At 65.6% G+C, this 18,033-nt stretch carries 18 protein-coding genes and 1 tRNA gene; 8 read left to right on the forward strand and 11 right to left on the reverse strand.

Annotated elements, in window-relative coordinates:
• Nucleotides 1–100: 100 nt before the first annotated feature.
• Complete coding sequence (locus CH268_RS10570) at nucleotides 101–892, reverse strand: MBL fold metallo-hydrolase (protein ID WP_032384056.1); 792 nt, start codon at nucleotides 890–892, stop codon at nucleotides 101–103.
• 71 nt (nucleotides 893–963) lie between these two features.
• Here CH268_RS10570 and CH268_RS10575 point away from each other — a divergent pair, with 71 nt between their 5' ends.
• A complete protein-coding gene (locus CH268_RS10575; protein WP_094663887.1) occupies nucleotides 964–1,824 on the forward strand; it encodes a Gfo/Idh/MocA family protein in 861 nt (286 codons plus the stop codon).
• Nucleotides 1,825–1,837: 13 nt separating this feature from the next.
• Complete coding sequence (locus CH268_RS10580; RefSeq protein WP_255182359.1) at nucleotides 1,838–3,226, forward strand: wax ester/triacylglycerol synthase domain-containing protein; 1,389 nt, start codon at nucleotides 1,838–1,840, stop codon at nucleotides 3,224–3,226.
• Here CH268_RS10580 and CH268_RS10585 read toward each other — a convergent pair.
• Together CH268_RS10585 and CH268_RS10590 are read right to left on the reverse strand one after the other, a co-directional pair.
• Entirely contained in the window at nucleotides 3,207–3,665 is a 459-nt protein-coding gene (locus CH268_RS10585) for a RidA family protein (protein WP_027494498.1), read from the reverse strand. The genes CH268_RS10580 and CH268_RS10585 overlap by 20 nt on opposite strands.
• Nucleotides 3,666–3,669: 4 nt before the next feature.
• Entirely contained in the window at nucleotides 3,670–3,837 is a 168-nt protein-coding gene (locus CH268_RS10590; RefSeq protein ID WP_072691993.1) for a DUF4177 domain-containing protein, read from the reverse strand.
• A 105-nt stretch (nucleotides 3,838–3,942) separates the two neighbouring features.
• Between CH268_RS10590 and CH268_RS10595 the strand changes: the two genes are divergently transcribed.
• Both CH268_RS10595 and CH268_RS10600 read left to right on the forward strand, forming a co-directional pair.
• Entirely contained in the window at nucleotides 3,943–4,950 is a 1,008-nt protein-coding gene (locus tag CH268_RS10595) for an ArsA-related P-loop ATPase (RefSeq protein WP_027494499.1), read from the forward strand.
• Nucleotides 4,947–6,077 carry an ArsA family ATPase gene (locus CH268_RS10600; protein ID WP_027494500.1) on the forward strand — a complete coding sequence of 377 codons (1,131 nt, stop codon included), beginning with the start codon at nucleotides 4,947–4,949 and terminating at the stop codon, nucleotides 6,075–6,077. The genes CH268_RS10595 and CH268_RS10600 overlap by 4 nt, the downstream gene beginning before the upstream one ends.
• 20 nt (nucleotides 6,078–6,097) lie before the next feature.
• On the opposite strand, the gene CH268_RS10605 is transcribed toward CH268_RS10600, so the two are convergent.
• Nucleotides 6,098–6,421: a WhiB family transcriptional regulator gene (locus CH268_RS10605; protein WP_008712729.1), complete on the reverse strand. Its 324-nt coding sequence runs from the start codon at nucleotides 6,419–6,421 to the stop codon at nucleotides 6,098–6,100.
• A 293-nt stretch (nucleotides 6,422–6,714) separates the two neighbouring features.
• On the opposite strand from CH268_RS10605, the gene CH268_RS10610 reads away from it, so the two are divergent.
• Nucleotides 6,715–9,066 carry a penicillin-binding protein gene (locus CH268_RS10610; protein ID WP_027494501.1) on the forward strand — a complete coding sequence of 784 codons (2,352 nt, stop codon included), beginning with the start codon at nucleotides 6,715–6,717 and terminating at the stop codon, nucleotides 9,064–9,066.
• A 63-nt stretch (nucleotides 9,067–9,129) separates the two neighbouring features.
• Here the strand turns inward: CH268_RS10610 and CH268_RS10615 are convergent, their stop codons facing one another.
• On the reverse strand, nucleotides 9,130–9,594 hold the full coding sequence (locus CH268_RS10615) for a GatB/YqeY domain-containing protein (protein ID WP_027494503.1): 465 nt from the start codon (nucleotides 9,592–9,594) through the stop codon (nucleotides 9,130–9,132).
• A 197-nt stretch (nucleotides 9,595–9,791) separates the two neighbouring features.
• On the opposite strand from CH268_RS10615, the gene CH268_RS10620 reads away from it, so the two are divergent.
• From CH268_RS10620 to CH268_RS10630, 3 genes are all read left to right on the forward strand, one after another.
• Nucleotides 9,792–10,718: a metallophosphoesterase gene (locus CH268_RS10620; RefSeq protein WP_228139376.1), complete on the forward strand. Its 927-nt coding sequence runs from the start codon at nucleotides 9,792–9,794 to the stop codon at nucleotides 10,716–10,718.
• A 17-nt stretch (nucleotides 10,719–10,735) separates the two neighbouring features.
• Nucleotides 10,736–10,809, forward strand: a tRNA-Pro gene (locus tag CH268_RS10625).
• Between the two features lie 80 nt (nucleotides 10,810–10,889).
• Nucleotides 10,890–11,315, forward strand: coding sequence for an SRPBCC family protein (locus tag CH268_RS10630; protein ID WP_027494505.1), 426 nt, complete (start codon nucleotides 10,890–10,892; stop codon nucleotides 11,313–11,315).
• Between the two features lie 61 nt (nucleotides 11,316–11,376).
• Here the strand turns inward: CH268_RS10630 and CH268_RS10635 are convergent, their stop codons facing one another.
• The 6 genes from CH268_RS10635 to CH268_RS10660 form a co-directional block, all read right to left on the reverse strand.
• Entirely contained in the window at nucleotides 11,377–12,348 is a 972-nt protein-coding gene (locus CH268_RS10635; RefSeq protein WP_094663891.1) for an LLM class F420-dependent oxidoreductase, read from the reverse strand.
• A 9-nt stretch (nucleotides 12,349–12,357) separates the two neighbouring features.
• Entirely contained in the window at nucleotides 12,358–13,158 is an 801-nt protein-coding gene (locus tag CH268_RS10640) for an SDR family NAD(P)-dependent oxidoreductase (RefSeq protein WP_027494507.1), read from the reverse strand.
• Nucleotides 13,159–13,188: 30 nt separating this feature from the next.
• Nucleotides 13,189–14,988 carry a glycoside hydrolase family 15 protein gene (locus CH268_RS10645; protein ID WP_094663893.1) on the reverse strand — a complete coding sequence of 600 codons (1,800 nt, stop codon included), beginning with the start codon at nucleotides 14,986–14,988 and terminating at the stop codon, nucleotides 13,189–13,191.
• A complete protein-coding gene (locus tag CH268_RS10650; RefSeq protein WP_094663895.1) occupies nucleotides 14,985–15,674 on the reverse strand; it encodes an HAD family hydrolase in 690 nt (229 codons plus the stop codon). Before CH268_RS10650 ends, CH268_RS10645 begins: the two co-directional genes overlap by 4 nt.
• An 83-nt stretch (nucleotides 15,675–15,757) precedes the next feature.
• Nucleotides 15,758–16,231, reverse strand: a complete 474-nt coding sequence (locus CH268_RS10655) for a Dps family protein (RefSeq protein WP_027494510.1) — start codon at nucleotides 16,229–16,231, stop codon at nucleotides 15,758–15,760.
• A gap of 139 nt (nucleotides 16,232–16,370) precedes the next feature.
• A complete protein-coding gene (locus CH268_RS10660; RefSeq protein ID WP_027494511.1) occupies nucleotides 16,371–17,903 on the reverse strand; it encodes a catalase in 1,533 nt (510 codons plus the stop codon).
• Between the last annotated feature and the right edge of the window lie 130 nt (nucleotides 17,904–18,033).

Consider the following 18,033-nt stretch of genomic DNA (forward strand, 5'->3'; position numbering starts at 1 on the left):
CCTCTCGGTTGTCGGTGCAGTTGTGGTAACCACACCGATACCGGAGGTCCTCACCTATCTGTCGCTGCCACGCCGTCCACAACGTCCCTGCTCATTACAGCTAGTTCTCCCTGAGGTAGGCCAGCTGCGTCTTGACCGACATCCGCGCAGCCGGCCACAACTTCTTGTCCACGTCCGAATAGACGTGGCGCACCACCTGCATCGGTTTGGCGTCGTCTCCGATCTCGGCCAACGCCGCCCGCACCTGATCCAGCCGCTGCCGACGGTGAGCGCGATACAGTCGCGCCACCTCGGCGGTATCCGGAACATCGGCCCCGTGCCCCGGCAACACCGTCTTGCCCGCACCGGCGGCCTCGAGTCGATCGAGCGAGTTCAGATAGTCCGCGAGCGAGCCGTCCTTCGGGTCGAGCACCGTGGTGCCGCGGCCGAGGATCGTATCTCCCGTCAGGACCGCGTCGTCGAGCACGAAGCTCACCGAATCCGCCGTGTGACCGGGCGTGTGGAGCACCCGGATCCGTAGACCCGCCGCATCGATGACCTCGCCGTCGGCCAACCGCTCGCCGCCACCGTGCAGAAACTTCTCCCCCACCGCCCGCACCGGTGCCCCTGTCTTGCGGTGAAACCGCTTCAACCCCGCCGTGTGATCGGCATGGCGATGGGTCACCAGGGTCAGCACCACCGTGCCCGACGCGGCGACGGCGTCGAGATGGGCCTTGTCCTTGGGACCCGGGTCGACGACGATGCACTCCTCGGAACCCGGTGCCCGCAGAATCCACGTGTTCGTTCCGTCCAGCGTCATCTTGCCCGGGTTCTCCGCGAGCAGAACCGACGCCGTGGGCGTCACGTGCCGGACCAGTCCGTAGGCGGGATGCGTCAAGTTCGAGTCGGCCATTGAAACACTGTAGGACGCCCACTGTTCTCGAGGTGGAACAGGACCGGTGACGACGACTAACGTCGACGCATATGAAGATCGGACTCGTCGGAGCCGGCCCCTGGGCCCGCAAGACTCAGGCCCCCTCGCTGCTCGCCCATCCGGGAGTGGACTTCACCGGAGTGTGGGCCCGCAGACCGGACGCCGCGGCCGAGTTGGGTGCACCCGTCTACGAGTCCTTCGACGCCCTGCTCGATGCCGTCGACACGGTGGCGTTCGCGGTACCACCGGCCGTGCAAGCCGGGTTCGCGCTCCGCGCCGCGCGAGCAGGCAAACATGTGTTGCTGGACAAGCCCATTGCCGCCACCGTGGCAGAGGCCGAAGAACTGGCCGAGGCCGTCACCACCGCCGGAGTTCGTTCGATGGTGACTCTGACACTCCGATTCGCCCCGGAGACAAGGCAATTCCTCGCCTCGACAGCGGGCCGCCCCTGGGCAGCCGGCTCCGGAACCTGGTTCTCCGGTGCCACTCTCGGCGGGGCGTACTCGGAATCGCAGTGGCGACACGACGACGGGGCGATCCTCGACATCGGGCCACACGTCTTCGATCTCCTCGACGCGGCACTGGGAACCATTGCGCGCGTTGCCTACTCGCACCGCGACGTGGCGTCGGACAGTTGGACCGTTCTGCTCGAACACGAGGGAGGCGCGCGTAGCACCGTCCAATTGTCGCTGCGGACACCGGTCATGCCGTCGCTCATGCGGATCGAGCTGTCCGGACCCGCTGGAGTCGACACCTTCACCGACCGATCCACGTCGTCGACCGACTGCTACGCCGTACTGCTGGACGAGTTCCTCGAGTCGGTGGAATCGGGTGTCGACCACGAATGCTCGGTACACCGAGGACTGCACTTGCAGAGGGTGATTGATCGGGCGCGGGAGTGGGCACCCTGATCGTGTGACCACCATGGACGTCAAAGATGCGATGTTCCACTACACCTCGGCCCCGCACCGCTCGATGGACCAGTACACGACGTTCGTCTTCGACTCGGGGGACCACGAGCCACCGACGTTCGACGACGTCGTGGCCCACGTCGAGAGACGCGCTCGATTGGTTCCGAGACTGCAGATTCGCATCGGCGATGCGGTGGGTCTGTTGGAGTACCCCCGATGGATCAGGGACCCGACGCCGCCTCGTGAGCACGTGGTCGACCACGATCTCTCCGACGGTCGTCACACACTCAATTCGTTTCTGGCCGAACGCGCGTGCGTTCCGGTCGATGCGACGACGCGGGCATGGACCGTGCACGTCGGCCGGGGCCTGTCGGGCGTCGACGGTATCCGCGGTGCGGCCACTGTCGTGATCGTTCAGGTCAGCCACGCATTGTCCGATGGGTCGGTCGGTACCCGCATCGTTCGAGCTCTCTTCGGACCGGACGAGCCGACCGACAACGTCACGTTCCCCGACGACCCTGCCGTCTCTCGTCCACGTCGCGTGCGAGATGCGGTCGTTGCGACGGCGCTCCTGCCCTACCGCTGGGCGCGGTCGCAGCGGCGGATGGGGCGGGCACAGCAGACGTATCTCGACGCCGTGCGGACCGGGGAGCTGGTTGCCCCCGCACCGGTCGAACCCACGCGCGTCAACGCCCATCCCGACGAAACGAGAGCGGTGCACGTCCTGCAGTTCCCGAAGTCGCAGTGGACAGGCGGGCCGGCCACCGTCACGGCTACCGCACTCACCGCCGTCGGAGCGGCGTTGTCGACGTATCTCGCGGCGCACGGAGAGAGGGTCGGCACCCGCATCCGCGCCACAGTGCCCACCGCGATCGAGACGTCGGCGGCCTGGCCTGCCGTCAACCGAACCGTCCCGGCTGCCGTCGATCTGCATCCCGAGCTCACCGACGTGCCCGACCGAGCATCGGCAGTGGCGCACGCGCTCAACCTGCAGCGTGAACGCGTGAACGATCGCCGCCACATCGACGCCACCCGGTCGGCCGAGCTCTACCCCGCCGCTCTACTGCTCGGCTTCGGTCGCCGCGCTCGGCTCGTCGCGCCTCGCAGCGGAACGCCCGAGCGTGTCACCAGCCATACCGTGGTGACCAGCGTCAATCGAACCGGTCTGGACCTCGAGTTGGGGTCGAGCCGGGCAACCCTGTGCGCGGGGGTCGCATCACTGAGCCCGGGCTGCAGCATCACCCACGCCGTGTACGGATACGGGGACGTCGTCACCGTCTGTGTGACGGCCTGCCCGACGACGGTCCCCGATCACGCCGTGTATGCCGACCTGCTGCGTTCCGCAATCGACGAGACCTGCGGTGCACTCCATGGGACGTCGACTACTGCAGTTCGACGATGAGCTCCACTTCCACCGACGCACCGAGCGGAAGTTCCGCGACGCCGACGGCCGAGCGGGCGTGCTTGCCTGCGTCACCGAAAATCTCGCCGATGACGTTCGATGCTCCGTTGACGACACCCGGCTGACCGGTGAAGCCCTCCGCGGAAGCGACGAAGCCGACGGCCTTGATCACGCGTGCGACCGAGTCGATACCGACCAGCGCATGTACCGCGGCCAGCGCGTTCAACGCACAGATCCGCGCCGCTGCAGTGGCGTCCTCGGCCGACACGTCGGCACCCACCTTGCCGACGGAGGTCAGGTTTCCGTCCACGATCGGCAGTTGACCGGAGGTGTAGACGAGCGAACCCACCTGTACGGCGGGGACGTACGCGGCCAGCGGCGGAACGACGTCGGGCAGCTCGATGCCCAGCTCGGAGAGGCGTTCGCTCCAGTTCGCCACGGCGTCAGCCCTTCGGACGCTTGAAGTACGCGACGAGTGTGTCGCCGCCGTTCGGTCCCGCCATGATCGTCACGAGCTCCCAGCCCTCGGAGCCGTAGTTGTCGAGAATCTGCTTGGTGGCGTGAATCAGCACCGGTGCGGTGAAGTACTCCCAGATGATCTTTTCGCTCATGACTCGAAGCCTATCGCCCACCGGAGTACGAGGGGTGCGTCACTGCGATCGGGTGATTCTCGGTTCTGTCGGACGACCGGCATCGCGTCTCTATATGGTCGAGGCGTGGGTACATCGAAGCAAGAGGGATGGCCGGCGAAGGCGGATGCCGCGCGGCTGCATTTCGTGTCCGGCAAGGGCGGTACCGGTAAGTCGACGGTCGCTGCCGCGCTGGCGTTGGCGCTGGCCGCGGGTGGCCGGCGAGTGTTGTTGGTGGAGGTCGAGGGCAGGCAGGGCATCGCGCAGCTGTTCGACGTGCCGCAGCTCCCGCCGGTGGAGACCCGCGTCGCCTCGGCGGACGGCGGCGGCGAGGTCTACGCGCTGGCGATCGACATCGAGACCGCGTTCCTCGAGTATCTCGACATGTTCTACAACCTCGGTTTCGCCGGCCGCGCGATGCGCAAGATCGGTGCCATCGAGTTCGCGACGACCATCGCGCCCGGCCTGCGTGACGTACTGCTGACCGGCAAGGTCAAGGAGTGCGTGGTGCGCACCGACAAGAAGGGCAACCGCGCGTACGACGAGGTGGTCGTCGACTCGCCGCCCACCGGCCGCATCGGAAACTTCCTCGACGTCACCAAGGCCATGGCCGACCTGGCCAAGGGCGGCCCGGTCCGCTCGCAGAGCGAGGGCGTGGTGCGGTTGCTGCATTCGTCGGACACCGTCGTGCACCTGGTCACCCTGCTCGAAGCATTGCCGGTGCAGGAGACGGCAGATGCGGTACGCGAGCTCGAAGCAGCCGACCTCCGCCTGGGCACGGTGATCGTCAACCGCACCGAGCCGACGTACCTGCCTGCCGACTCCCTCGAACCCATCGCCGAGGGCGAGATCGACGCCGTCGCAATTCAGGAGGGTCTGGCCAAGACCGGAATCACGTTGTCCGAGGCCGACTTCGCGGGTCTCCTGACCGAATCGATCGAGCACGCGTCGACGCTGTCCGCTCAGGTGGAGAGCGCAACACAACTCGACGAACTCGACGTCGCACGCATGACGCTGCCGATGTTGGCCGACGGCGTCGACCTCGGCGGCTTGTACGAGCTCGCCGCCACGCTCGCAGAACAGGGTGTCCGATGACTCGACCAGCAGCAACCGAACTCGACGTCGACCGCATCCTCACCGACCCCGCGTCACGAATCGTCGTGGTCTGCGGCGCAGGCGGTGTCGGGAAGACGACCACCGCAGCGGCGATGGCTCTGCGCGCCGCCGAACAGGGCAGACGTGTCGTCGTGCTGACCATCGATCCCGCTCGCCGGCTGGCTCAGGCCCTCGGGCTCGGCGACCTCGACAACAGCCCGCAGCCGGTGAAATTGGGTGCCGACGCCAAGGGCGAACTGCACGCGATGATGCTGAACATGCGGCGCACGTTCGACGAGATGGTCATCGAACATTCGACGCCGGAAAAGGCGGCGCAGGTTCTGGCCAACCCGTTCTATCAGACTGTGGCGTCGTCCTTTTCGGGCACGCAGGAGTACATGGCGATGGAGAAGCTGGGCCAGCTGTCCCTCGACGCGTCGTGGGATCTGATCGTGGTGGACACTCCGCCGTCGCGCAACGCGTTGGACTTCCTCGACGCTCCGCAACGGCTCGGGTCGTTTCTCGACGGTCGTTTCATCCGGCTGCTGACCGCTCCCGGACGAGGCATCACCCGCGTCGTCACCAGCGCGATGAGCCTGGCGATGCGCGGCGTCTCGACCGTCATCGGCAGCCAAATGCTGTCCGACGCTTCGGCTTTCGTGCAATCGCTGGATTCGATGTTCGGCGGGTTCCGCGAACGCGCCACGCGCACATACCAATTGCTCCGCGAGGACGGCACCAGTTTCCTCGTTGTCGCTGCCGCCGAGCCCGACGCGTTGCGTGAGGCCGCGTTCTTCGTCGAGCGACTCTCCGCCGAGAACATGCCGCTGGCCGGACTGGTGGTGAACCGGACGCATCCGACGTTGTCGTCGGTGCAGGCCGATCATGCAGCCACGGCCGCCGATCTCCTGGACCGGATCGACGACCCCGGTGCCGAATTGACTGCTGCGGTGCTGCGTATCCACGCTCAACGCGCGGTGACCGCGGCGCGCGAGGTGCGGTTGCTCAAACGCTTCACCGGCGCGCACCCCCGCGTGCCCATCGTCGGTGTTCCGTCCCTGCCGTTCGAGGTCTCCGACCTCGCCGCACTACGCGCGGTGGCCGACCAGCTGACCCGCAGAGGCTGATCGGCCGTTCCGGCAGGCGGTCAGATTGCCGCCTGCTGCTGACGCTGGGTCTCGAAGAATTCGGACCACGAGTCGACCTCGGGGTGCTGCTTGAGCAGTGCCCTGCGCTGACGCTCGGTCATGCCACCCCACACACCGAACTCGACGCGATTGTCGAGCGCATCCGCACCGCACTGCATCAGAACCGGGCAGTGCCGGCAGATGGTCGCGGCCTTGCGCTGCGCTGCACCCCGGACGAACAGCTGGTCCGGATCCGTGCCCTTGCACCGAGCGTGTGACACCCAAGCGATACGTGCTTCTGCTTCCTCTACATCGAGTCGCGTCGGCGCGGTTGTCGTGTGCATGGCGGATCCCCTTTACGTCTCGGTCGCCCTCACTGGGCGTCCTGGAGGCTCCGAGCAGTTTGTACCTCGGTGTCGAAGCACAAATTCTAGGAGCTGCCCCACATTCATTATCAAGTGTTATGCGAATCACACTGTGCTCATAATTTAGGTAACCCCGGCCCCGAATGCAAGACGGTGAGGTCACATTTCTGGTACGGGCGTCCCGAGCAGGGGCGCAGCGCACAACGCATGCGGGGCACTGCCGATCCGAGCGAGGCACACGTACGCTGTGCTCTGTGTCAGTTGGAAAAACCGTGGCGAAGCTCGCCGGATGTTCAGCACTCGCCGGTGCATTGCTCGCCGGCGTGATGTTCCCCTTGGCCGGTGGGTTCGGGTTCGCGTCCAACCGCGCCGCCGATACCGTCGACAACGTCTCGGCCGAGTTGGTCGAGGGTGCCGTACCTGCTGTTTCGACGATGACCGACGTCAACGGCAACCCGATCGCGTGGCTGTACGAGCAGCGCCGCTTCGAGGTACCGAGCGACAAGATCTCCAACGAGATGAAGCTGGCCATCGTCTCCATCGAGGACCGGCGCTTCGCGGAGCACCAGGGCGTCGACTGGCAGGGCACGCTGCGCGCGTTCCTGACCAACACCACCAGCGGCCAGGTCCAGCAGGGTGCATCGACCATCGACCAGCAGTACGTGAAGAACTACCAGCTGCTGGTCGTGGCAAAGACCGACGCCGAGCGACGCGCCGCCATCGAAACGACGCCCGCCCGCAAGATCCGCGAGATCCGGATGGCGTTGACGCTCGACAAGGAACTGACCAAGGACGAGATCCTCACCCGCTACCTCAACCTCGTGCCGTTCGGTAATGCCTCGTTCGGCATCCAGGACGCGGCTCAGACGTACTTCGGCATCGATGCCAGCCAGCTCAGCGCCGTCCAGGCCGCGATGCTCGCCGGCATGGTCCAGTCCAGCTCCGCCCTCAACCCATACACCAACGAAGAGGGTGTGATCGAGCGCAGGAACACCGTACTCGACACGATGATCCAGAACCTCCCCGAGCGTGCGGCCGAGCTCACGGCACTCAAGGCCGAGCCCCTCGGTGTGCTGCCCGTCCCTCAGACCCTGCCCCGCGGCTGTATTGCGGCAGGAGACCGAGGATTCTTCTGTGACTACGCGTTGCAGTACCTCGCTCAGGCCGGAATCAGCCAGGAGCAGATAGACAAGGGCGGGTATCTCATCCGCACGACGCTCGACCCCGCGGTCCAGAACTCCACCAAGGCCGCCCTGGTCAGCAACACCAGCCCCTCGCTCGACGGCGTGGCGACGGTGATGAACGTCGTCGCCCCGGGCCAGGACCAGCACCGCGTCCTGGCCATGGGCAGCAGCCGCACCTACGGCCTCAACGCCGACGCCGACGAGACCGTGCAGCCGCAACCGCACTCCCTCGTGGGTAACGGAGCCGGCTCCATTTTCAAGATCTTCACCACGGCCGCCGCCATGGAACGCGGACTGGGCACCAGCGCAACGCTGCAGGTCCCCAAGCGCGTGGAGGTCAAGGGCGTCGGCGACGGTGGTGCTCGGAACTGCCCGGCCTCCACCTACTGCGTGGAGAACGCGGGCAACTACCCACCCGCGCTGTCGATCACCGACGCGTTGGCTCAGTCCCCCAACACGGCCTTCGTCAAGCTGATCGAGTCCGTCGGCGTCACGCCGACGGTCGACATGGCCGTCCGTCTCGGCCTGCGCTCGTACACCGACCCGGGTTCCTCGGGTGCCGAGCAGTCGATGGCCGATTTCCAGAAGAGTCAGAACCTCGGGTCGTTCACCCTCGGACCCACCTGGGTGAACCCGCTGGAGCTGTCCAACGTGGCCGCGACCTTGGCTTCGGGTGGCAAATGGTGCCCGCCGACCCCGATCGACTCGATCTTCGACCGCGACGGCAAGCCCGTTCCCGTCGCTCACCAGGCCTGCGAGCAGGTCGTCGAACCCGGTCTGGCGAACACCCTCGCCAACGCTATGAGCAAGGACGACCAGGCAGGTGGCACGTCCGCGTCCGCCGCTGCCTCGGCCGGCTGGAACCTGCCGATGTCCGGCAAGACCGGTACCACCGAGTCGAACCGATCCTCGGGCTTCCTCGGGTTCACCAACAATTACGCCGCCGCCGTGTACACCTACGGCGACTCACCGACGCCCAGCGAGATCTGCTCGTTCCCGCTGCGGCCCTGCGGTTCGGGAAACCTGTACGGCGGTAACGAACCCGCGAGAACCTGGTTCGACGCGATGAGCCCGATCGCCACCAACTTCGGGCCCGTCCAACTTCCACCGGTCGATCAGAAGTACGTCCGCGGTTCGGCCAACGGTCAGGTTCCCGACGTCACCGGCCAGAGCCAGTCGTCCGCGACGTCCACGCTGCAGGGTGCGGGCTTCCAGGTGACCGCGGTGACGACGGCCGATCAGGCTGCGCGCGGAACCGTGGTGTCGACGTCACCGTCGGGTAGTGCGGTTCCCGGATCGAACATCACGATCTACGTCAGTGACGGATCGGTTCGCCCGGCACCGGCTCCGGCCCCTGCCCTGCCGCCGGGTATCCAGATACCGGACCTGCCGCCGGGTATCCAGATACCGGCGATACCCGGGCTCACCGCTCCTCGCTGAGCGGCTTCGCCGCATGTGAGTGGAACTTCGTAGTGGACTACGAGGTTCCACTCACATGGGTGGTCACAAACGGTCTTTGACGGCCTTCGACAGGCGGGATCCATCGGCCTTACCGGCAGCGAGTCCCGACGCGATCTTCATGACCTGGCCCATCTGCTTCATGGCCGGTCGCTCGCCCAACTCCTCGGCGACCTGGGCGATGGCGGTATCGACGATGGTGGCCAGTTCCTCGTCGGTCAGCGGAGTGGGCAGGTACTCGTTGATGATCTGCGCCTCGGCGTGCTCGTTGGCGGCGAGTTCGCCGCGGCCGTTCTGCGTGTAGATCTCGGCCGATTCGCCGCGCTTCTTCGATTCCTTCGCCAGCACCTTCAGGACGTCGTCGTCGGTCAGTTCGTGGGCCTCCTTGCCGGAGACCTCCTCGGTCTGAATGGCGGCGAGGATCATGCGCAGCGTTGCCAGCCGGAGCTTGTCCTTCGCTTTCATCGCTGTGGTCAGGTCGGTTCGGATACGGGCCTTGAGTTCGGACATGGCAGAAACGCTACGCGGCCCAGCCGTCGGCTCGCGCGTCCATATCGGCTTGCTGCCGTATCGTGGACTGGGTGGCCGTTCACTTCAGTTCCTCGTTACTGCCAACCTCGGCGCAACTACGCAGTGCCTCCACGCAACTGCGGTCGGTTGCCGAGCACACGCGCGACGTCGTCAGAGCGGCACCGCTCAAGAGCTCGGTGATCGGGACGGCGGGTGCTGCGGCCTTGGGCATCGGCTACGCCACCCTCGTCGAGCGCAACGCGTTCACGCTCCGTGAGACGTCGATGGCGGTGCTCGAACCCGGCTCCGCGACGCTGCGAGTACTGCACATCAGCGACCTGCACATGATGCCGGGCCAGCGGATGAAGCAGAACTGGCTTCGCGAACTGGACCGCCTCGAACCCGACCTCGTGGTCAACACCGGCGACAATCTGTCGCACCAACGCGCCGTTCCCAGCGTCGTGCAGGCTCTCGGGCCGCTGCTGTCGCGTCCAGGGCTGTTCGTGTTCGGCAGCAACGACTACTTCGCGCCCAAGCCGAAGAACCCCTTCAAGTACTTCGACAAGAACCACAAGCGCACGACGGGCGAGTCGCTGCCGTGGCGTGATCTGCGGGCTGCGTTCTCCGAACGCGGTTGGCTCGACGTGACGCATGTGCGCCGCGAACTCGAGGTCGCCGGCGTCCGGATCGCATCGGCGGGCGTCGACGATCCGCACCTGAAGCGCGATCGTTACGACACCATCGCCGGCCAGCCGAACCCGTTGGCAGACTTGCGCCTCGGCATCACCCACTCCCCCGAGCCCCGGGTGTTGGACAAGTTCGCGCAGGACGGTTACGACCTCGTCCTCGCCGGGCACACCCACGGCGGCCAGCTGTGCCTGCCGTTCTACGGTGCGCTGGTGACGAACTGCGAGATCGACCGTTCCCGGGTCAAGGGTCCGTCCAAGTGGGGCGCGCACACGCAGCTCCACGTGTCGGCCGGTCTCGGGACCTCGCCGTACGCGCCTGCCCGCTTCTGCTGCCGCCCCGAAGCAACCCTGATCACGCTCACTCCTGCCCCCAGAAAGGGCCCGAAGGACGTCTCCGACGAGGGCGTTTCGCGTTCTGAGGCAGTCGTGAGTTAGACTTCTCCAGCGGTACACGGGGTGTGGCGCAGCTTGGTAGCGCGCTTCGTTCGGGACGAAGAGGTCGTGGGTTCGAATCCCGCCACCCCGACAGTTGGACCACGAAAAGGGACCCACTCGATTCAATCGAGCGGGTCCCTTTTCTTTGCCTGATCGGCGCTACTGTGAGGCATGCCGACCCCCACCCGCGTTCATGTCACCCATCGGTTCGCTTCGTCTCCCGACGTCGTCTTCGCGGCGCTGTCCGAACACGAGAACCTCGGCCCGTTGTTCCTGGCCAAGATCCGCCGGGTGCGCGACGGAGACACCTCCCGCAACGGCGTCGGATCGGCTCGTAGCCTGAAGCTGGGGCCACTCCCCGCGTTCGAGGAGACCACAACCGTCTCGGAGCCGAACACCCTCATCGAGTACCGCATCACCAAAGGTGGCCCGCTACGCGGTCATTGGGGTGTGCAGAAGCTGACCCCCACCACTGACGGCGGTACCGAACTCGACTACACAATTGGATTCGACGCCCCGATCCCCGGTCTCGCCGCGATCGTCGGCAAGGCACTGACGTCGAGCATCTCGAAGAACCTGCCGCGCTTGGCTCGGTAGCACTGCCGCACAACGACAAGACCCCGATCGATGGTCTCGATCGGGGCCTCGTCGTGTGTGCTCAGCTCGACGCAGCGCGCAGCTTCTCCAACAGTGGGCCGGCCGCCTCGGCCAGGAAGCGCTCCTGGGTCTCGTCGCCCACCTGAACCAGCGCGATGTCGGTGTACCCGGCCTCCCAGTACGGCTTTACGGCCTCGACGATGGCGTCCAGGTCCGGTCCACACGGGATCGTGTCGGCCACATCCTCTTTGCGGACGAACTTCGTCGCACCGGCGAAACCGGCCGTCGTCGGCAGATCCGCGTTGACGGCCCAACCGCCGGCGAACCAGCGGAAACGGTCGTGTGCGCGATCGATGGCGGCGTCCTTGTCGGGGTCCCACGAAATGGGGATCTGGCCGATGGAGCGCGCCGGGCCCTCGTGGTTGTCCGACCACGCCTTGACGAGGTCTGCGTCCGGCTCGGTGGCGATGAGGTGATCGCCGTACTCGGCGAACCTCGCCACGGCCTTCTCGCCGCCGGCTGCGATGCCGATCGGGACGCCGCCCTCGGGCAGGTCCCAGATCCGAGCGGAGTCGACGCGAAAGTGCCTGCCCTCGTACGTGACCAGGCCACCGGCGTGCAGTGCGCGGATGATCTCGAGCGCCTCGACGAACATGTCCTGACGCTTGTCGATGGAGGGCCAGCCCTCACCGACGACGTGCTCGTTGAGGTTCTCGCCGCTGCCGAGTCCCAAGGTGAAGCGTCCGTCGGCCAAGATCTGCAATGTCGCGGCCCTCTGGGCGACGACGGCCGGGTGGTACCGAATGATCGGGCACGTCACGTACGTCATCAGCTCGACGCGCTCGGTGGCCTGCGCGACCGCACCCAAAGTGGTCCACGCGTAAGGAGAGTGGCCCATGGACGAGAGCCACGGCGAGTAGTGGTCACTGCTGACCTCGAAGTCGAAGCCGACCTTCTCGGCTCCGACGGCGTACTTCACCAGCTCTTTGGGACCGCTCTGCTCGGTCATCAACGTGTATCCGAAATTGGTCATGCTGTTCTCCTAAATTGTTGCGACGGAACCGGCGTCGACTCGGTAGTTGGATCCGTTGACGAAAGACGCGCGGTCCGAGCACAGGAACGTGATCACCGAGGCCACTTCCTCGGGTTCGCCGCGGCGTCCCAGTTCCATGTACGGGCGCTCCTCGTCGAGGAAGCTCTCGATGGCACCGTCTCTGTCGGTGCCCTTCTCTTCGGCTCGCTTGTCCATCATCGCGTCGGTCATCGGGGTGTGAATGAATGCCGGGGAGACCGCGTTGACCAGCAGGCCCTCCGACGCATAGCTGCGCGAAAGCCCCTTGGCCAGAGCCAGAACTCCGGCTTTGGCCGAGCAGTAGGGCAATTCGTCGTCGTACGGCTGCACGGCGTCCTCGGACGTCAACAGCACGATGCGCCCCCATCCACCGCGCCGGAGGGCGGGGAGAAACGCGCGCAGTAGGCGGACCGGGCCCATGAGGTCGATGTCGAGGGTGGAGCGCCACCCTTCCTCGTCGATCTCGTGGAACAGCCCCTGCGCGCCGGTGACGCCGGAGGACTGCACCAGAATGTCGATGTCGCCCACGGCCTGCTGCGTGCGCACTGCCAGGTTCTCGACGGCCTCGGTGTCGGTCACGTCCGCGGCGAACGCGAACAGCTGTCCTTCCGCTGCACCGAGTTTCGCGGCGGCCTCGTCCAGCGAACTCTGGTCCTTGTCGCTGACGACCACACGGACGCCCTCGGCCAGCAGCAGCTTCGCAGTGTGCCACCCGATGCCGGAGTCGGCTCCGGTCACCAGTGCGGCTCTACCGTCGATTCCCAAATCCATTCGATCCCACTTTGCGCTAGAGGTCGGTTGTCAGGCTGTGGCGTCGTGCGAACGCGCGATGGTCAACGCCGCATTCACCAGGGCCAGGTGGCTCAAGCCCTGCGGGAAGTTACCCAGAAACGACCCATCCGAAGCATCGATCATCTCGCTGTACAGCCCGACGTCGTTGGACATTTCCACCAATTGGTCCATCAGGGCCGTGGCCTCGTCGTCTCGGCCGACGCACGACAGCGCCGACACTCGCCAGAACGCGCAGGCCACGAACGTGACCTCTTCTTCGGACACTCCGCTGTAGCGGTACATCAACGGCCCGGCACCGAGCTCCTCGCCGAGCGCATCGATCGTGGCCGAAATACGTTCTCCGCGATCGAAGTTCATCTCGGCTGCCAACAGCACCGACGCGTCGAGCCCGTCGGCACCCGGGTACGCGAGGTAGGTCTGCCGCTCCTCGGACCAGCACTCGGTTTCGATGTACCGCCGTATGCACTCCTTCTCGGCTTTCCACCGATCCGGTATGCCCGGGATCTCCCCGGCTTCGGCCAGGTGAACCGCGCAGTCCAGTGCCTGCCAGCACCCCAGCTTCGAGCTCGTGTAGTGCTGCTCCACCTCGAGCTCCCAGATACCGGCATCCTTGCGCTGCCACGAGTCGCAGGCCTCGTCCGCGATGGTCGCCAACAGCCGGCCGGTTTGCGCGTCGAGAATGTTGCCCGCGTCCACGTACTGCCGAATGATCGAGAACAGGTCTCCGAAGATCATGAGCTGGAGCTGGTCCGCCGCGGCGTTGCCGTTGACCACCGGTCCGATGCCGCGCCAGCCGGGCACGTCGGGCTGCTCTGTGCCGCCCGGCAATTCGCCGCCGAGGGTGTAGAACACGTTCACCAACGGATCGTTGACTCGAATGACCCTCAGCAACCACGCGACCGCAGCATGGATTTCCTCACGCAGACCGAACCGTTGCAGCGCCCGAATGGTGTACGCGCCGTCGCGAACCCAGGCGTACCGGTAGTCCCAGTTCTTGCCACCGGTGCGATTCTCGGGCAGTGACGTGGTCGCTGCCGCCGCGATAGCACCGGATGGGCTGTGCAGCAACAGCTTCAACGCCAACGCGCTGCGAGCAACGTGCTTCGCCCACGGGCCCTCGTACGAGAACTCGTCCGACCAGACGCGCCAATTGTCGATGGTCCGGTCGATGCCCTCGTCGAGGTGTTGAGGATCCGGCAGCGGCAGTGGCTCGTTCTCGGTTCCGACCACACCGATGACGTGACGCGAACCCGAGCGCGTGGTGAAGACGCCGCTGATGTCGCGATCCGCGAGTTGCACGTCTTCGATCCCCAAAGTCCGGACTGCCAGCGTCAATCCGTCGACGCGTAGAACGGTTCCGTGCTCGGTGTCGTACGCCCACGGCGACGCGATACCGAGCATTGTGCCCGGTGCGACGGACCACGTCATGTCCACTGTTCCGTCCAGTCCGTCGATACGGCGTGCCAACTCCACCCACGGCAATCGCCCGGCCACACCGGTGTTGAGCGAGTCGGTGATTCGGACGGTACCGCTGTCGGTGCGGAACGTGGTGGTCAGAACGTTCGTGCCGGGCACGAATTCGCGCTCGACGGTGAACTCGTCTCTGGGTGTCAGTTCGATGTACCCACCGTGCGGGGCGTCGAGCAGCGAGGCGAACGGCGGTGGTGAATCGAGATTCGGTACCGGGAACCAATCGATGCGGCCGTCGTCGGCGATCATCGCGACGGTTCGGCCGTCACCGATCGCGCCGTAACCTTCGACAGGGACGTACCCGTCGACCCTCGGACAAGGCTTTCGGAAGTTGCTCAAGCACTTGCCTTGTCGGCAAGGATCGGGCTCTCGGCGAGGTGTTCCAGCAGATCGGCCGGGTCGTCGAACACTGCCTCCGCACCCGCGTCGAGCAGCTCTGCGCGTGAGATACCGCCGCTCAACACGCCGATGGCCCGCACCCCTGCCCGGCCCGCGGATTCGATGTCCCACACGCTGTCTCCCACCATGATCGCGTGTTCGGCGTCGACGCCGGCGCGCTCGAGCGCAACACCGATGATGTCGGGCTCCGGCTTCGCCACCTCGGCGTCCTCGCCGGATGTCACCACCGCTACCGAATCCTCGACCTCGAGCAGATCACGCAACGTCGACAGCTCGGACTCCGGAGCGGACGTCGCGAGCACCACGGTGACCTCGCGAGTGTTCAGCTCTGCCAACAGCTCCCGTGCACCCGGCAGAATTTCCAAGGTCTTCGACGCCGCCGCGTAGTACTCCCCGTGCAGGGTTTTCGCTTCCTGCGCGAGCGCGCTGTCGGACGAACCGACCAACGCCTCCAGCAACTTCGACCCGTCCATCCCGATACTGCGATGAATGCGCCACGACGACACCTCGTGCCCGGCATCGCGGAACGCGCGGGACCACGCGTCGACATGGACGTAATTGGAATCGACGAGCGTGCCGTCGATATCGAACAACACCGCGTCGACCTTCGGAGCACTTTCAGACATGGGCGTACGAATACCCATGGGCTGTACACGCAAACAAAACGGGCCCCTCACCACCGGTGAGGGGCCCGCATCGAATTCAGGTTTCAGCTGGCCTGGGCCTGCCACATCCAGTGCAGCTGCTCGAGCCGAGCAGTGATGGCGATGAGCAGGTCCTGCGTCACCGGGTCGGCTTCCGCGGTATCGGCGACGCGTCCACGCAGCCGATCGACGACGGCAGCGATATTGTCGACGATGGCCGGCACCACTTCGCTGTCCTGGGTCCACCCGGCACCGAAGCCCTTGGTTCCGGCCGTCGAGGAGACGGTGGCTGCCCGGCCGTCCGGGCTGACACCGATAGCGGTAGCGCGCTCGGCCGCCTGATCGGTGAATTCACGTGCAGCAGTGACCAATTCGTCGAGCTCGAGGTGCACGGACCGGAAGTTCTTGCCGATCACGTTCCAGTGCGCCTGCTTCGCGATGAGCGAGAGATCGATCAGGTCGACGACAGTGCCCTGCAGAGCGTCGCCCGCGATCTTCTGCTGACCTGCGTCGAGGGTGCTGGTGATGGGGTTCGTCATGATGTGGCCTCCCTGCCGTTGTACGACGGTGTGCATCGCACGCCATTATTGTGCTTCCGTCTGTATTGCACAACGGCGGCATCGCGCCGGTTGTTCCGGAATCGGCGTCGTTGTGACGCCGATCCCAGGAACGGACGCATCAGACCTTGGCGGCCTCGTCGGCAGGATCGTCGATCGCGCCGGCACCGGTGGTGGGAGCGGTCTCGTTCTGCTGCGACCGAACACCTTCCTCGACCTTCTTGCCGAGCTCGGGGTCGACGTTGGTCCAGTACTCGAACACCCGGCTCAGAACCGGCTCGCTGACGCCGTTGAGGACGTGTCCGACGATGTTCCCGACCAGACGCTCGCGCTGCGCATCGTCCATGACCTCGCGGACCAGGGCTCCCGCTTGCACGAAGTCGCCGTCCTCGGGGTGCTCGATGTAGCCGGTGCGGACGAAGCGAGGCTCGAAGTCCCACGCTCCGTCGTCGCCGTACTTGTTCGTGTCCGCCGACGGACCGCCGAAGGAGTTCGGCGCGTAGACGGGCGTCTCCGGAGAGTTGAACGAGTACCGCATGTTGCCGTCCTTGGAGTACGAGTTGACCTCGGACTTCGGGGCGTTGACCGGCAGCTGCGCGTAGTTCGCTCCGATGCGGTACCGATGCGCGTCCGCGTAGGAGAACACGCGGCCGAGCAGCATCTTGTCGGGGCTGAAGCCGATGCCGGGCACGGTGTTGGACGGCTCGAACGAGCTCTGCTCGATCTGTGCGAAGAAGTTCTCCGGGTTCCGGTTCAAGGTCATCTTGCCGACCTCGATGAGCGGGTAATCCTTCTGCGACCAGACCTTGGTGAGATCGAACGGGTTGTACTTGTAGTTTTCGGCCTCGTCGTACGGCATGAGCTGGACCTTGAGGGTCCAGCTGGGGAAGTCGCCGTTCTTGATGGACCCGAACAGATCCTGACGGTGGTGGTCGGGTGACGTACCCGCAACCTCGTCGGCCTTGTCCTGCGTCAGGAAGTCGATGCCCTGATCGGTCTTGAAGTGGAACTTCACCCAGGTCTTCGTGCCGTCCTCGGCGATGAGCTGGTACGTGTGCGAACCGAAACCGTCCATGTGGCGGAACGACTTCGGGATGCCGCGGTCACCCATGAGCCACGTGACCTGGTGCGCCGACTCGGGCGAGAGGGTCCAGAAGTCCCACTGCATGTTGTTGTCACGCAGACCGGAGTCGGGCATGCGCTTCTGGCTGCGGATGAAGTCCTGGAACTTGATCGGATCCTTGACGAAGAAGATCGGCGTGTTGTTGCCGACGAGGTCCCAGTTGCCTTCCTCGGTGTAGAACTTCAGCGAGAAGCCGCGCGGATCACGCCAGGTGTCGGGGCTACCCTGCTCGCCGGCGACGGTGGAGAACCGTGCCAGCATCTCGGTCTTCGCGCCGGGCTGCAACGCCTTCGCCTTGGTGTACTTGCTGATGTCACCGGTGATCTCGAGCTCGCCGAACGCGCCCGCGCCCTTGGCATGCACGACGCGCTCCGGGACTCGCTCGCGGTTGAACTGCGCCATCTTTTCGATGAGGTAGTGATCGTGCAGCAGGATCGGGCCCTGTGCGCCGGCGGTGAGCGACTGGTCGTCGCTGGCTACGGGGATTCCCGAGTTGCTGGTGGTGGGCTTGCTGGTGGTCGGCTTGGTCATACGAAGCCTCCTGATGGCTGTAGAGAGTCCGAGAGGGCTGTCCCGGACGAAATCTGTGCGGCCGAGGGCGCGGCCGGATTCTCATGGGGAATGCCCGTACTCACGCGGCATAAACCCTCGAGCTCGACCA

Origin of the sequence: Rhodococcus sp. 06-1460-1B, from assembly GCF_002258475.1 — a bacterium.
Lineage (GTDB): Bacteria > Actinomycetota > Actinomycetes > Mycobacteriales > Mycobacteriaceae > Rhodococcoides > Rhodococcoides fascians.

Bases quoted from the DNA above. Each gene is read 5' to 3' on its own strand.
- CH268_RS10660 (WP_027494511.1), bottom strand. From the start codon at position 17,903: ATGACCAAGCCGACCACCAGCAAGCCCACCACCAGCAACTCGGGAATC.
- CH268_RS10590 (WP_072691993.1), bottom strand. From the start codon at position 3,837: ATGAGCGAAAAGATCATCTGGGAGTACTTCACCGCACCGGTGCTGATT.
- CH268_RS10640 (WP_027494507.1), bottom strand. From the start codon at position 13,158: ATGGATTTGGGAATCGACGGTAGAGCCGCACTGGTGACCGGAGCCGAC.
- CH268_RS10575 (WP_094663887.1), top strand. From the start codon at position 964: ATGAAGATCGGACTCGTCGGAGCCGGCCCCTGGGCCCGCAAGACTCAG.
- CH268_RS10615 (WP_027494503.1), bottom strand. From the start codon at position 9,594: ATGTCCGAACTCAAGGCCCGTATCCGAACCGACCTGACCACAGCGATG.
- CH268_RS10580 (WP_255182359.1), top strand. From the start codon at position 1,838: ATGGACGTCAAAGATGCGATGTTCCACTACACCTCGGCCCCGCACCGC.
- CH268_RS10655 (WP_027494510.1), bottom strand. From the start codon at position 16,231: ATGACGAACCCCATCACCAGCACCCTCGACGCAGGTCAGCAGAAGATC.
- CH268_RS10650 (WP_094663895.1), bottom strand. From the start codon at position 15,674: ATGTCTGAAAGTGCTCCGAAGGTCGACGCGGTGTTGTTCGATATCGAC.
- CH268_RS10630 (WP_027494505.1), top strand. From the start codon at position 10,890: ATGCCGACCCCCACCCGCGTTCATGTCACCCATCGGTTCGCTTCGTCT.
- CH268_RS10635 (WP_094663891.1), bottom strand. From the start codon at position 12,348: ATGACCAATTTCGGATACACGTTGATGACCGAGCAGAGCGGTCCCAAA.
- CH268_RS10570 (WP_032384056.1), bottom strand. From the start codon at position 892: ATGGCCGACTCGAACTTGACGCATCCCGCCTACGGACTGGTCCGGCAC.
- CH268_RS10605 (WP_008712729.1), bottom strand. From the start codon at position 6,421: ATGCACACGACAACCGCGCCGACGCGACTCGATGTAGAGGAAGCAGAA.
- CH268_RS10600 (WP_027494500.1), top strand. From the start codon at position 4,947: ATGACTCGACCAGCAGCAACCGAACTCGACGTCGACCGCATCCTCACC.